Origin of the sequence: Aliiruegeria sabulilitoris (genome assembly GCF_001558155.1) — a bacterium.
In the GTDB taxonomy this organism is placed as follows: domain Bacteria; phylum Pseudomonadota; class Alphaproteobacteria; order Rhodobacterales; family Rhodobacteraceae; genus Tropicimonas; species Tropicimonas sabulilitoris.
The window spans coordinates 188,327-201,050 of sequence record NZ_LOAS01000007.1 but is presented as its reverse complement, the minus strand read 5'-3'; the positions used below and the strand labels follow the sequence as shown (position 1 = coordinate 201,050).

General features: G+C 63.7%; 16 protein-coding genes. 6 read left to right on the top strand and 10 right to left on the bottom strand.

Annotation, left to right across the window (positions count from 1 at the left end):
* Window positions 1–21 precede the first annotated feature (21 nt).
* Window positions 22–774 carry a YbaY family lipoprotein gene (locus AX756_RS07090; RefSeq protein WP_068309754.1) on the top strand — a complete coding sequence of 251 codons (753 nt, stop codon included), beginning with the start codon at window positions 22–24 and terminating at the stop codon, window positions 772–774.
* A gap of 54 nt (window positions 775–828) precedes the next feature.
* On the opposite strand, the gene AX756_RS07085 is transcribed toward AX756_RS07090, so the two are convergent.
* The 5 genes from AX756_RS07085 to AX756_RS07065 all read right to left on the bottom strand — a co-directional run bounded on the left by AX756_RS07085 (window position 829) and on the right by AX756_RS07065 (window position 4,111).
* Window positions 829–1,119, bottom strand: a complete 291-nt coding sequence (locus AX756_RS07085) for a hypothetical protein (protein ID WP_068309753.1) — start codon at window positions 1,117–1,119, stop codon at window positions 829–831.
* 142 nt (window positions 1,120–1,261) lie between these two features.
* Window positions 1,262–1,954 carry an HAD-IA family hydrolase gene (locus AX756_RS07080; protein ID WP_068309752.1) on the bottom strand — a complete coding sequence of 231 codons (693 nt, stop codon included), beginning with the start codon at window positions 1,952–1,954 and terminating at the stop codon, window positions 1,262–1,264.
* Window positions 1,954–2,619: an HAD-IA family hydrolase gene (locus AX756_RS07075; RefSeq protein ID WP_068309751.1), complete on the bottom strand. Its 666-nt coding sequence runs from the start codon at window positions 2,617–2,619 to the stop codon at window positions 1,954–1,956. The genes AX756_RS07080 and AX756_RS07075 overlap by 1 nt, the downstream gene beginning before the upstream one ends.
* 4 nt (window positions 2,620–2,623) lie before the next feature.
* The gene (locus AX756_RS07070; RefSeq protein ID WP_068309750.1) at window positions 2,624–3,172 is read right to left on the bottom strand and encodes a thioredoxin family protein; all 549 of its coding nucleotides are present in this window, start codon (window positions 3,170–3,172) and stop codon (window positions 2,624–2,626) included.
* Window positions 3,173–3,187: 15 nt separating this feature from the next.
* Window positions 3,188–4,111, bottom strand: a complete 924-nt coding sequence (locus tag AX756_RS07065) for an MBL fold metallo-hydrolase (protein ID WP_231700999.1) — start codon at window positions 4,109–4,111, stop codon at window positions 3,188–3,190.
* Window positions 4,112–4,484: 373 nt separating this feature from the next.
* On the opposite strand from AX756_RS07065, the gene AX756_RS07060 reads away from it, so the two are divergent.
* Entirely contained in the window at window positions 4,485–6,239 is a 1,755-nt protein-coding gene (locus tag AX756_RS07060; protein ID WP_068309748.1) for an acetolactate synthase 3 large subunit, read from the top strand.
* 61 nt (window positions 6,240–6,300) lie between these two features.
* Here AX756_RS07060 and AX756_RS07055 read toward each other — a convergent pair whose 3' ends face one another.
* Entirely contained in the window at window positions 6,301–7,254 is a 954-nt protein-coding gene (locus tag AX756_RS07055; RefSeq protein WP_068309747.1) for a calcium/sodium antiporter, read from the bottom strand.
* Between the two features lie 202 nt (window positions 7,255–7,456).
* Window positions 7,457–8,389, bottom strand: a complete 933-nt coding sequence (fabD, locus tag AX756_RS07050) for an ACP S-malonyltransferase (protein WP_068309746.1) — start codon at window positions 8,387–8,389, stop codon at window positions 7,457–7,459.
* A 199-nt stretch (window positions 8,390–8,588) separates the two neighbouring features.
* Between fabD and AX756_RS07045 the strand changes: the two genes are divergently transcribed.
* The 4 genes from AX756_RS07045 to rplI all read left to right on the top strand — a co-directional run bounded on the left by AX756_RS07045 (window position 8,589) and on the right by rplI (window position 10,389).
* Entirely contained in the window at window positions 8,589–8,948 is a 360-nt protein-coding gene (locus AX756_RS07045) for a hypothetical protein (protein WP_156461412.1), read from the top strand.
* A 191-nt stretch (window positions 8,949–9,139) separates the two neighbouring features.
* Entirely contained in the window at window positions 9,140–9,496 is a 357-nt protein-coding gene (gene rpsF, locus AX756_RS07040; protein ID WP_068309744.1) for a 30S ribosomal protein S6, read from the top strand.
* 29 nt (window positions 9,497–9,525) lie between these two features.
* Window positions 9,526–9,753, top strand: a complete 228-nt coding sequence (gene rpsR, locus AX756_RS07035; RefSeq protein WP_010139260.1) for a 30S ribosomal protein S18 — start codon at window positions 9,526–9,528, stop codon at window positions 9,751–9,753.
* A 12-nt stretch (window positions 9,754–9,765) separates the two neighbouring features.
* Window positions 9,766–10,389 (top strand): 50S ribosomal protein L9, encoded by a 624-nt coding sequence (rplI, locus tag AX756_RS07030; RefSeq protein ID WP_068309743.1) that lies wholly within the window; start codon window positions 9,766–9,768, stop codon window positions 10,387–10,389.
* Window positions 10,390–10,476: 87 nt separating this feature from the next.
* Here rplI and AX756_RS07025 read toward each other — a convergent pair whose 3' ends face one another.
* The 3 genes from AX756_RS07025 to AX756_RS07015 all read right to left on the bottom strand — a co-directional run bounded on the left by AX756_RS07025 (window position 10,477) and on the right by AX756_RS07015 (window position 12,709).
* The gene (locus tag AX756_RS07025) at window positions 10,477–11,517 is read right to left on the bottom strand and encodes an aldo/keto reductase (protein WP_068309742.1); all 1,041 of its coding nucleotides are present in this window, start codon (window positions 11,515–11,517) and stop codon (window positions 10,477–10,479) included.
* A 158-nt stretch (window positions 11,518–11,675) separates the two neighbouring features.
* Window positions 11,676–12,056: a hypothetical protein gene (locus AX756_RS07020; protein WP_068309741.1), complete on the bottom strand. Its 381-nt coding sequence runs from the start codon at window positions 12,054–12,056 to the stop codon at window positions 11,676–11,678.
* A 56-nt stretch (window positions 12,057–12,112) separates the two neighbouring features.
* Window positions 12,113–12,709, bottom strand: coding sequence for a GNAT family N-acetyltransferase (locus tag AX756_RS07015; RefSeq protein ID WP_068309740.1), 597 nt, complete (start codon window positions 12,707–12,709; stop codon window positions 12,113–12,115).
* Between the last annotated feature and the right edge of the window lie 15 nt (window positions 12,710–12,724).

Below are 12,724 nucleotides of genomic sequence, written 5' to 3'. Positions count from 1 at the left end.
TGTCCTGAACGGGAGAAATTCATGCGTCGACTTTTTATCGCCCTCGCGGCCCTCTTGATGTCCCCGACCCTTGCGAGCGCCGAAACCATCACCGGCACGGTGAGTTACCTTCAGCGAATGATGCTGCCGCCGGATGCCAGCGTGGAAATCCTGCTGCAGGATGTGAGCCGCGCCGACGCGCCGGCCAAGACCCTCGTGACCTATCGCATCGAAGCGCCCGGCGCCCCGCCCTATGGGTTCGCCATCCACTACGCGCCCGAGCAGATCGACGAGCGCCTGAGCTACAGCCTGCGCGCCAGCGTGAAGCAGGGTGACAAGCTGCTGATGACCACGGACACGGCCTATCCGGTCCTGACGCGGGGCGCGGGAACCGAGGTGGAGATGATCCTGCGGATGGTGGGCGGGTCGGAAGAGACCAAGCCGGATTCGGATTTCGTGAACACCTATTGGAAGCTGCTGACGCTGAATGGCGAAGAGGTTCCGGTCGCCAATAACCAGCGGGAGCCGCATGTGATCCTGCGCAGCGATGGCAACTATAACGCCACTGTCGGGTGCAACATGATCCTCGGCGGCTACGAGGTGAGCGGCGCCAAGGTCGCGTTCAAACCCGGGCCGATGACGATGATGGCCTGCATTCCGCCCTATGACAGCTTCGAGCGCGACCTTGTGCAGGCGCTGGAGGCCGCGGCAAGCTTCGGCATCAGCGGCGAAAGCATGGAACTGCTCGACCCGTCCGGCGGCACGCTGGCCACCTTCCGCGCAGTCTATTTCTGAGCCCGCGCATCACTGGACGGGCAGGCAAGGATCGTCTGCCCGCGATGGCCAGTGTCAGAAGTCTCCACAGACCTTTTCGGCGGCGGTACGGAGTTGCTGCCGCCGCTGCAAGTAACCCTTGCTACTGCGCACACTGGACGAGGTGATGCCCTTGACCTGTGACAGGGACGAGCTTGGCAATTGCGCGATGCAGGAATCCGGCACACCGGCGTTGCGAAGCGCGGGCGTCATGGAGAGGCGAAGCTGTTCCACGCCGCCATTGGTGCCGGGCGGTGCCGAGGATTCGCACCCCGCAAGCAACGCAAGGGTGAACGGGACAATAAGAAGGATTGGTTTGGACAGCACGGGACAGTCCTTTCGGTCATGGAAAAACAGTGGCCGACATTCGACACCACCCGTTGCAGCTAACCAGATGGCCCGGCGGAAATGCAAATAACAATTCACGGCCAATTGTCGCCGGCGCACCCGTCCCGCGCATGCCCTGCCCTCAGGCCCCGGCGGGCGGAAATCCGAAGGCGGGCCAATGGGCTGGCTCCAGCGAGGGCAGCACGAGCGAGCCGCCGAAATCGCCGCCGAGCGGCCCGTCGGGCGACGGGGTGACGACGGTGCGGATACCGGCGGCGCGCGCGGCAGCATGGCCGACGGGGCTGTCTTCGAACACGAGCGCGTCCGACGCATCAAGGCCGAGGCGGTCCAGCGCCAGAAGGTAGCCCTGCGGGTCCGGCTTCTTGCGGGAGACATCGTCGCCGGTGATGATGATCTCGAAGATCTCCTCCGCCGGAACGGGCAGGCAGCCATTGGCGAGTGCATCGAAGCTTTCCCGGCTTGCAGCCGTCACCACCGCCCGTTGAAGCCCGGCCTGCCCGGCCGCTTCCAGCAATTCCCAGACGCCGGGACGTAGCGAGAGGGCACCCCCTGCCAACATTCGCGCATATGTCCGGCGCTTGGCGGCGTGGATGGTTTTGAGAACCTCCGCGGAGACGCGCCCTGCTTCCGGCAAGCGCTCCTGAAAGAAGTTCATCCGTTCCAGGCCGCCGGAAACCGCGAGCAGGCCCCGGTTCGTTTCCGTGTCCCACTCCCAGTCCAGCCCATGCTCGGCAAAGGCGACGTTGAAGGAGCGGCGGTGGAGATCCTCCGTTTCCGCCAGCGTCCCGTCGACATCGAAGATCAGCGCTTTCATCAGGCCGCGGCGTGCCGCGCCTGTGCCTCGGCCACGATCTCGGCCAGACGGTCGAAATGGTCGAAGGCCCAGTCATGCGGGATCTCGTCGACCGGGCTCTTGCGGTAGCCCTCGGTATAAAGCGCGAAAGGCAGGCCCGCATTCTGCGCCGTCTGCGCATCGGTGCCGCTGTCGCCCACATAGAGCGTCGGGCCGCCGCCGAGATCGGCGACGCATTTCAGCGCCATTTCCGGGTCGGGCTTGGGGTTCTTCGTCATGCCGCCGGCGACGAAGGCGTCAAAGATCGGCCCCAGCCCCATGTGTTTCATCACCGCGCGGGCGGGCAGTTCGGGCTTGTTGGTGCACAGCGCCAGCTTGTGGCCGCCGCCCTTGAGCACGGCCAACGCATCGACCACGCCGGGATAGAACACCGCGCGTTCGACGGCATATTCGTACTCGGCGACGAAATCGCCAAAGATCTGCGCGTGGCTCTCGGGCGTTTCCTCGATCCCGCGGGACGCCATCATGCGGCTGACGAGGATCTTGGCACCCTCGCCAATGAAATCGCGCGTCTCCTCGATGCTCAGCGGTGGCTTGCCCAGCTTGCCAAGAATCTTGGCGGCCACAGCCTGAATGTCCGGCGCGCTGTCGATCAGCGTGCCGTCGAGGTCGAAGACGATGTTCATGATGCTATTTCCACTTGATGGAGCAGCCCATGGAGGGAACCTGCTCTTCAGGGCCTGCGCCCGTTTCGGCCACCTGTTTCATGGCCTCGAACAGGTCACGTCGCAAGCCCGGGGCTGCGGCATCCTTTCGCGCTGCGTCAAGACGCCCGCGATATTGAAGCTCACCGGCCGCGTTGAAGCCGAAGAAATCCGGCGTGCAGGCGGCATCATAGGCGCGGGCGACCGTCTGGTCCTCGTCGTGGAGATAGGGAAAGGAAAGGCCCCAGTCGCGGGCCTTTTCCACCATTTTGTCAAAGGAATCGGCCGGATAGGCCACGGGATCGTTGGAACAGATCGCCGCCACGCCGATCCCGAGCCCCTGCAACTCCGCGCTGTCCTGTACGATCCGCTCCATGGCGCGCAGCACGTAGGGACAGTGATTGCAGATGAACATCAGCAAAAGGCCATTCGGCCCTGATACATCCGCCAGCCGATACCGTTTGCCATCGGTCGCGGGCAGGTCGAAATCCACGGCTTTCCAGCCGAAATCGCAGACAGGCGGTGTTGCAGCCATGACGGCCTCCTCGGGTCAGCTTTCCTGTACGAACCTATAGCCGTCCGCGGTCTTTTCCGCACGTCCAATCCCGCCGCCGGGCAGGTGGAAGCCGATGATGCGCATCTGCTCGCTGGCAACCTGGTCCATGAGGGCGGTACGAGTGGCCGATCCCAGCTCGCGGTCCTGATCGGAGCCGGAATGCCAGCCCGGGCGGGCAAAGGCGACATGGTGATTTCCGATGGCATCGCCGATCACCATCACGCTCTCGCTGCCCGAACGGATCTCGAAGGACATGTGGCCGGGCGTGTGGCCGGGGGTCATACGGGCGGCCACGCCGGGCAGGATCTCCTCGCCATCCTCGAAAAAGGTCATCGCATCTTCCATCGCCGCCAGCCGCCGTTGCGCGCCTACTGCCATGGTGGTGCGCGCCGCTTCAATGGTGTCGACCGTCTTCGGGTCGATCCAGTAATCCCACTCCGCCTTGCCAATGAAATGTTGCGCCTCGTAGAAAAACGGCTCGTCGAAATCGTCCAGAACGCCCCAAAGGTGATCCGGGTGGCCATGGGTAAAGACGACATGGGTGATGTCTTCGGGGGCAAGCCCCGCGGCGTCGAGCGCATCTGCGAGCTTGCCCGCGCTCTGCTGGAAACTCGGGCCGGAACCGGCATCGAACAGGATCACATTGTCATCGCTGCGCAGGAGCGTGAGGTTGCATTCCGGTGTCAGTTCCGCGCCCGGTGTCAGGCCATTGGCCTGCAGGACCGGGCCAAGCTCGTCCTTGGGCATGGGGCCAAAGATGAAATCGGCGGGCAACACGAGGTGGCCGTCGCTCAGAGTCTCGACGCTCATGTCGCCAAGCGCCACCGTGGCGTGCGACCAGCGCGGCACAAGCCCCGCCCCACCGAGCGCGGCTCCCGCCAGCGCCCCTTGCATCATCGTTCTACGGGTCAGTTTCACGGCTTGTCCTCCCTCACGCCAATCGCGGATGCATTCTTACATTCAATATGGCGAATAGAATAGCCCTTGCAGCGCAATTCGGCGCGGGCGTACGGATCGACCCGCACCGCGACAGGGCCTCTCGCGAAAGATTGTTTCGCCGCGCCCGCAACCTGCGTCATTTTATCCAAAAATGGCGTTGACCCTCCCGGCAGACGCCCATATGGTCGCGCGCACAGATGCAAAGGAAACCCAAAGAATGGCACTCATTCTTGTACTCGTAGGGGAAAGGCGCATGGGCCGGTAACGGTTGACCATAACGGTATCCCATGCGCCCTCGTCAACGACGGGGGTTTTTTATTGCCGCAACGCCAGACGATGATGGAGATGCAAGATGGCGCAGCAAATGACCGGAGCAAGAATGGTTGTCCAGGCCCTGAAGGACCAGGGCGTGGACGTCGTGTTCGGCTATCCCGGCGGCGCCGTGCTACCCATTTATGACGAGATCTTTCAGGATCAGGGTATCAAGCACATCCTCGTTCGCCACGAACAGGGCGCGGCCCATGCCGCCGAGGGCTATGCCCGCTCGACCGGCAAGCCGGGCGTCGTCCTGGTCACCTCGGGCCCCGGCGCCACCAATGCCGTCACCGGCATCACCGACGCGCTGATGGATTCGATCCCGATGGTCGTCCTGTCGGGCCAGGTTCCGACCTTCATGATCGGCTCGGACGCCTTTCAGGAGGCCGACACGGTTGGCATCACGCGGCCCTGCACCAAGCATAACTGGCTGGTGAAGGATACCGACGAACTCGCCTCGACGATCCACCAGGCCTTCCACGTCGCCACCGCGGGCCGTCCCGGCCCGGTGCTGATCGACATTCCGAAGGATGTCCAGTTTGCCACCGGAACCTACCTGGCGCCGAACGAGATCCGGCAGGGCCATTACCGGCCGAGGGTGAAGGGCGATGTCGAGATGATCACCGAGCTGGTCGCGGCGATGGAGACGGCCGAGCGGCCGGTCTTCTATACCGGCGGCGGCGTGATCAATTCGGGCACCATTGCCAGCCAACTGCTGCGCGAGTTCGTCGAAGCCACGGGCTTCCCGATCACCTCGACGCTGATGGGGCTCGGCGCCTACCCGGCCTCCGGCGAGCGCTGGCTGGGCATGCTGGGCATGCATGGTCTCTACGAGGCCAACCTGGCCATGCATGGCTGCGACCTGATGATCAATATCGGCGCGCGGTTCGATGACCGGATCACCGGCCGGATCGCCGATTTCAGCCCGCATTCGATCAAGGCGCATATCGATATCGACCCCAGCTCGATCAACAAGGTCATCCGCACCGATATCCCGATCGTCGGCGACGTGGCGCATGTTCTGGAAGATGCCCTGCGCATCTGGAAGGCGCGCGGGCGCAAGGTGAACAAGGAGGGGCTCGCCAAGTGGTGGGCGCAGATCGAGGAGTGGAAGGAAGTCCGCTGCCTGACGTTCAAGAACTCCGACAAGATCATCAAGCCGCAGCACGCGTTGCAACGGCTGGAAGCGCTGACCAAGAAATATGACCGCTATATCTGCACCGAGGTCGGCCAGCACCAGATGTGGGCGGCACAGTTCATGGGCTTCGAGGACCCCAACCGCTGGATGACTTCCGGGGGGCTCGGTACGATGGGCTACGGCCTGCCCGCCTCCATCGGCGTGCAGGTGGCCCACCCGGACGCGCTCGTCATCAACGTCGCGGGCGACGCCTCCTTCATGATGAACATCCAGGAGATGGGCACGGCCCGGCAATTCGACCTGCCGGTCAAGCAATTCATCCTGAACAACGAACGCCTCGGCATGGTGCGCCAGTGGCAGGAACTGCTGCATGGCGAACGCTATTCCCACAGCTGGTCCGAGGCGCTGCCCGATTTCGTCAAGCTCGCGGATGCCTTCGGTGGCAAGGGTTTCCAGGTGTCGGACCCGGCCGATCTGGACGACGCGATCATGGAGATGATCAACTACGACGGCCCGGTCATCTTCGACTGCCTGGTCGAGAAGCACGAGAACTGCTTCCCGATGATCCCGTCGGGCGAGCCGCATAACTCCATGCTGCTGGGCGAGGCCTCCACCAAGGACGCGATTGGCAGCACCGGCGCGGTGCTCGTCTGATCCCGCCGACACGCATTGGAAGGGCCGGCTCCAGCGAGCCGGCCCTTTTCAGTTTCGCCGTTCAGATCAGAAGCCAGGCCAGATAGCCAATATAGCAGCCCAGCATCACGCCCCCTTCGCGCCGGCCAATGCGCCACCCCGTCCGGGCGAACAGGACCAGCATAAGAGCCGCGCCGATCATCACCCAGATATCGAAACGGATGATCTGCGCCGGCACGGCTATGGGCTGCACCATCGCCGTGACCCCGAGAATCCCGAGCACGTTGAAGATATTACTGCCCAGCACGTTGCCCAGGGCCACATCTCCCTGCCCCTTGCGCACCGCGAGCACCGAGGTCACCAGCTCCGGCATCGAGGTGCCGATGGCGACGATGGTCAGCCCGATCACGGTCTCCGATATGCCGGCCGCCTGGGCCGTCGAGATGGCGCCCACCACGAGGAAGCGCGCACCGAGAATGGTGACGATCAGCCCGACAGCCGCCAACCCGAGTGCGGCACCGACAGACTGGCCCGCGCCCGGAAGGATCTCCGCTTCGGCTTCGTAGAGTTCGGACGTCGCCGTGTCCGAGGAACGCCTCTCTGCCCGAAACGTGTAGAAGAGGTAGCCCGCCAATGCAGCGGCCAGAACGCCCCCGCCCAGCCGGCCGATATTTCCCACCAGCACCGCCAGAAGGCACAGGCCCGTTGCGATCAGGAGCATCGTTCCGTCGCGGCGAAAGGCGGCCGGGGCAACGGCGATGGGCGCGAGCAGCGCCGCGATGCCGAGGATAAGCAGGACGTTGCCGATATTGCTGCCGACGATATTGCCGACCGCGATGCCCGGAGAGCCCGCCAGCGCGGCCTGAAGGCTGGTGACAAGCTCCGGTGTCGAAGTGCCGAAGCCGACAAGGGTCAGGCCGATGACCATGGGCGAGATACGCAGGTTCCGCGCCGCCGAAACGGCTCCGCGCAGCAACAATTCACCGCCGAGCACCAGCCCGGTCAGACCTAGGACAATCAAGCCGAGCGCGATCACCTGTTATCTCCGCATGTTCAACCATCAGCAAATCGGCACCGCCAATGCGCCCTGCAAGAGGGAGCGAGAGTTTCCGCGCACTTTCTTTTCCGGCATCCTTGCAGGAAGAACTGCCCACCGAAAAAGGCAAACGCCCGCCAGATTCATGGCGGGCGTTTCAACAGGCTCATCCGTGCCGATTGGCGCGGGAATAGGACGTCGTTCAGGCTTCCTTGGCCTTGGCCACATCTTCAGGCGTGCCGATATTGCGGATCGCCACCGCGCGGTCGATCCGGCGCACCATGCCGGTGAGCGCCTTGCCCGCGCCGATCTCCCAGATCTCGTCCACGCCCTGCCCGGCCATCCAGGCCACCGACTCGCGCCAACGCACGGCGGAGGTCACCTGTTCCACCAGCAACTTGCGGATCTCGTCGGGGTTGCTCACCGCCACGCCGCGCACATTCGCCACCACCGGCACCTTGGGCGCGTTGATGTCTACGGCCGCCAGCGCCTCGGCCATCACATCCGCCGCCGGCGCCATCAGCGCGCAATGGAAGGGTGCGGAAACCGGCAGCAGGACCGCGCGCTTGGCGCCCTTGCCCTTGGCGATCTCCACCGCGCGTTCGACCGCCGCCTTGGCGCCCGAAACCACGACCTGCGCGGGATCGTTGTCATTGGCCGCCGCGCAGACATCGCCTTGCGCAGCCTCTTCGGCCACCGCGCTCACCGCGGCGTAGTCCAGCCCGAGGATCGCGGCCATCGCGCCCTGGCCCACCGGAACAGCCTTTTGCATGGCCTGCCCCCGCGTGCGCAGCAGCCGTGCTGTGTCCGAGATGCTGATCGCACCGACCGCGGCCAGCGCCGAGTATTCGCCCAGCGAGTGACCGGCCACGAAGGAAGCAGTTTCGATGCCGATCCCCTCGACCTCCAGCGCCTTCAGCGCGGCAATCGAGGTCGCCATCAGCGCGGGCTGGGCATTCTCGGTAAGCGTCAGCGTCTCGATCTCGCCCTCCCAGATCAGCGAGGACAGGCTCTGCCCAAGCGCCGCGTCCACCTCATCGAAGACCGCCTTCGCTGCCGGGTATGCATCGGCCAGCGCCTTGCCCATCCCGATCGCCTGCGCGCCTTGACCTGGAAATACGAATGCCCGGCTCATCTTGCTGTCCCTTCCACTACATTTGTGATTTTTCCGTTACGGAACCCTCTACTCCTCTGCGCTCGAAGCCACAAGCGACCAACCGAAGATCGGCATTTGTTGACGGCAGCCAACGTCAGCACTCGGGCTTGACCTGGTAAACCTTTCATAATGCGTGCCTATGTTCCGGTTTATCCTTTTCGCGTGCTTCGGTGTCATTGTGCCAACGGCCCCCGCTGCGGACCTGTCTCAAACCAGCTCCCGGGAAGCAGATGACATCGTCCGATGCCGCATAGACTGGAGCCTCAAGGATGCGTTCGCCGACCCTACGCTTCAGGAGAAGCTCGATGCCACGCCGACCGTCGAACAAAGGCTGGGCAAACACGGTAATCCCCTGCCATTGATGATCGAAGGGCGGCATCGTGTCATACGCCACAGGATCGACGCGGCCACGGTAGTTACCATCCGGACCTATCATCGCGGCGGCAACCAGTTTCAGCTTGTGCGGTTCCGCAAGGATCTGCCCTCCGGCAACGCGCGAAGGTCCAACTACGTCGGACGACTGTTCTACGACCCTTAGGTCCAGAGGTCTCTTTTTCTTTCAGGGTTCCACCCCGCTGTCCGGCACCGGTTCCACTTGCATTGACCCCTCATCTGACGTAAACGCGCCCATCTCCGCTATTTGATGTGACCAGCGGCGCCTCTCGTGGACGGGCAGCGGAGATCATCGCCCGCCCTATGAAGGCCGCTCTAGAAATGACAGGAGTTCGCATGCCGCTTTACGAGCATGTTTTCATCTCGCGTCAGGACCTGTCCAACGCGCAGGCCGAAGGGCTCATCGAGCACTTCTCGACCGTTCTGGCCGACAATGGTGGCCAAGTCGTCGACCAGGAATACTGGGGCGTCAAGACCATGGCCTACAAGATCAACAAGAACCGCAAGGGCCACTACGCCTTCCTCAAGACCGACGCCCCCGCGCCGGCCGTGCAGGAAATGGAGCGCCTGATGCGCCTGCATGACGACGTGATGCGCGTGCTCACCATCAAGGTGGACGAGCATGTCGAAGGCCCGTCCGCCCAGATGCAGAAGCGCGACGACCGCGACGATCGCCGTCGCGAGCGCCGTTAATTCGAAACCTGAGAAAAGGAGCATAACCAATGGCTGCAAAACCGTTTTTCCGCCGCCGCAAGGTCTGCCCGTTCTCTGGTGAGAACGCGCCCAAGATCGATTACAAGGACACCCGTCTCCTGCAGCGCTACGTTTCCGAGCGCGGCAAGATCGTGCCGTCCCGCATCACCGCCGTTTCGGCCAAGAAGCAGCGTGAGCTGGCCCGTGCCATCAAACGCGCCCGCTTCCTCGCCCTGCTGCCTTACGCCGTGAAATAAGGAGACCCGAAAATGGACGTCATCCTTCTGGAACGTGTGGCCAAGCTTGGCCAGATGGGCGAAGTCGTTTCCGTCAAGGACGGCTATGCCCGCAACTTCCTGCTGCCGCAAGGCAAGGCCCTTCGCGCCTCCGAGGCCAACAAGGCCCGCTTCGAGGCCGAGAAAGCCCAGCTGGAAGCCCGCAACCTCGAGAGCAAGAAAGAGGCCGAAAGCCTCGCCGTCTCGCTCGATGGTCAGCAGTTCATCGTGATTCGTTCGGCCTCCGATGCCGGCGCTCTCTATGGCTCGGTCACCCCGCGTGATGCCGCCGAAGCAGCCACCGCCGGTGGCTTCTCTGTCGACAAGAAGCAGGTCACCACGCCGAAGCCGATCAAGGAACTCGGCCTGCACGAGATGACCGTGACCCTGCACCCCGAGGTTCTGGTGACCATCATCATGAACGTCGCCCGCTCTCAGGAAGAGGCCGAACTTCAGGCCACCGGCAAGTCCATCCAGGAACTGGCCGCCGAAGAGGAAGCGCAGAACGAATTCGAGATCGCCGAACTGTTCGACGACATGGGTTCTGCCGCGGAAGACGACGAGGACCTGCGCGGCGCCACCGCCGAAGAGGCCCCTCAGGACCCGATCGAAGACTGATCTTTCCCGCTATCGGGAAATGGAACGGGCCGCTCGAACGAGCGGCCCGTTTTTCTTTGCCAAAGACCGGCGCCCCGGGGCCGCCCCTCAGCGCCGCTGATCCCGCAACTGCCCTGCCCGCGCCTCGCCCTGCCGCTCGATCATCCAGCCGGGATATTCCGATGGTAGCTGCGTGACCGCGTCGAGGGCCGCGAGATCCTCTTCCGACAACGCCACATCGACCGCGCCGAGATTGTCGGTAAGCTGGTCGACCCGCTTGGCGCCGACGATCACGCTCGTCACCACCCTTTGATGCAGCAGCCAGGCAATCGCCACCTGTGGAATGCTGCACCCCTTCTCCGAGGCGATCTTCCGCATCCCGTCCACTGCGTCATAGGCGCGTTCCTTGTCGATGGGCGGGAAATCGAAACTGACGCGCCGCCCTTCGGTGGTCGTGCCCTCGCGGTCGAACTTGCCCGACAGGAAGCCACCCGCGAGCGGGCTCCACACCATCAGGCCGATCTCCTCCGCGCGCAGCATCGGCACCAGTTCGCGTTCAAGGTCGCGCCCCGCGAGCGTGTAATAGGCCTGCAGCGAAACGATGGGCGCCAGCTTGCGCGCCTCGGCGATGCCCACCGCCTTGACGATCTGCCAGGCGGCCCAGTTCGACACGCCGATATAGCGCACGCGGCCCGAGCGCACGAGCGTATCGAGCGCCTCCAGCGTCTCGATAACGGGCGTGGCCGGATCGACGCCGTGAAGCTGGTAGAGGTCGATGTGATCGATCTGCATCCGCTTCAGGCTCGCATCGACCTGATCGAGGATATGCGCCCGCGAAAGCCCGCGCGCATTCGGCCCCACGCCCATCGCGCCATGCACCTTGGTGGCGATCACCACGTCCTGCCGCGCGATCCCGAGATTGCGCAGCGATTGGCCGAGGATCTCCTCGCTCCGCCCGCTTGCGTAGACATTGGCCGTGTCGATGAAATTGACCCCGGCATCCACCGCGACACGGACCAGACTATCCGCCTCTTCCTGCTGAAGCTTGCCGATCTGGCCCCACATGCCGTCGGAGCCGCCGAATGTCATGGTACCAAGGCAAAGCTCGGAAACGAAAAGGCCGGAATGGCCGAGACGACGATAGCGCATGGCGGATTTCCCCTGCTGAGTTGGCCCGGCGCCGAACCGGACGGGACCAGTGTCGCAGACAAAGGACGCTGCGTGCAAACGATCTGTCCGCCGAGTGGCCGCCCAGACCGGACCGTCACGTTGTCCAAACGGGCACGGCGGCGGAGGCCCAGTGCCGCTTATCGCGGAAAGAAATCGCCTTCGGATTTCAATTCCGGTGCACCGTCTTCGATCTGGATTTCGAAGCGACCGTGATAGCCGCCGTCAATCGGTGCCCATGTCCAGATATTGGTATGTCGCGTCTCGACCCCGTCCACGGACCTCACGTTCAGGACCGACGCCCGGTAGGCACCGGCCTCCAGCGTCTCCAGCGGCAGTGGATAGCAATTCGTCTCAACGTCCTGGAAACAATAGTCGAGCGCGCCATCCGCACGTATCTCGAAGGCCGCCGGCAGGCCCGCCCCACTCACGGGCGATACTAGCGTTCCATAGAATTTCTCGGCCCAGGCCACGTTTCCTGCAAGGATCACGCAGATAGCCGCAAAGCATTGTCGTTTCATCCGGGGCCCTCCCATGCCTGAGATCAGCCTAGGCGGGCGGCCCGAAACGCGCAATCTCAGCGAATGAGCGGCATATGGGGGCCGCAGCTCTCCGGCAGTTCCCCGACAACGCGCGGATCGGCCGCGATTTCGACCTGTCGGCGAAAGGCCACGAAACCGCTACGGCGATAAAAGGACAGCGCGCCGGGGTGATCCAGCGTGCAGGTATGCAGGTGAAAGCGCGAGATCGGGCGGCTCCACGCTTGTTCAATGGCACTGTTCATCAACCACCGGCCCACACCGCCACCGATCAACGCCGGCGCCAGTCCGAAAAACACCAATTCGCATTCCCCCTCCTGCCGGAAATCCAATTCCAGCAGACCAAGCGACTCCCCGCCCCGTTCAACCGAGAACAGCGCGACATCCGGGTGGTGCAGGATATCCTCCAGCGCTTCCCGCGACAGCCTCAGCCGGGAGAACCAGAGCCACTCTTCCGCTCCGATCCGTCGAAACAGTGCCCAGTACCAATCCACATCCGGCGTCTCATGGAAACGGAGCTCAACGCCCGTGGGCTGCGGCACCGGACGCGGCGCAACCTGCGCGCGCATCTCCAGATGCGTGACCACCATCGCCAGCATCCCGTCCGGCACGTCGTGATACCCTTCGTTCAACATCACCCCACCTGTCCT

Coding starts and splice junctions, on each gene's coding strand:
- AX756_RS07090 (WP_068309754.1), top strand. CDS start 22: ATGCGTCGACTTTTTATCGCCCTCGCGGCCCTCTTGATGTCCCCGACC.
- AX756_RS07080 (WP_068309752.1), bottom strand. CDS start 1,954: ATGAAAGCGCTGATCTTCGATGTCGACGGGACGCTGGCGGAAACGGAG.
- AX756_RS07075 (WP_068309751.1), bottom strand. CDS start 2,619: ATGAACATCGTCTTCGACCTCGACGGCACGCTGATCGACAGCGCGCCG.
- AX756_RS07070 (WP_068309750.1), bottom strand. CDS start 3,172: ATGGCTGCAACACCGCCTGTCTGCGATTTCGGCTGGAAAGCCGTGGAT.
- AX756_RS07060 (WP_068309748.1), top strand. CDS start 4,485: ATGGCGCAGCAAATGACCGGAGCAAGAATGGTTGTCCAGGCCCTGAAG.
- fabD (WP_068309746.1), bottom strand. CDS start 8,389: ATGAGCCGGGCATTCGTATTTCCAGGTCAAGGCGCGCAGGCGATCGGG.
- rpsF (WP_068309744.1), top strand. CDS start 9,140: ATGCCGCTTTACGAGCATGTTTTCATCTCGCGTCAGGACCTGTCCAAC.
- rpsR (WP_010139260.1), top strand. CDS start 9,526: ATGGCTGCAAAACCGTTTTTCCGCCGCCGCAAGGTCTGCCCGTTCTCT.
- rplI (WP_068309743.1), top strand. CDS start 9,766: ATGGACGTCATCCTTCTGGAACGTGTGGCCAAGCTTGGCCAGATGGGC.
- AX756_RS07025 (WP_068309742.1), bottom strand. CDS start 11,517: ATGCGCTATCGTCGTCTCGGCCATTCCGGCCTTTTCGTTTCCGAGCTT.
- AX756_RS07020 (WP_068309741.1), bottom strand. CDS start 12,056: ATGAAACGACAATGCTTTGCGGCTATCTGCGTGATCCTTGCAGGAAAC.
- AX756_RS07015 (WP_068309740.1), bottom strand. CDS start 12,709: ATGTTGAACGAAGGGTATCACGACGTGCCGGACGGGATGCTGGCGATG.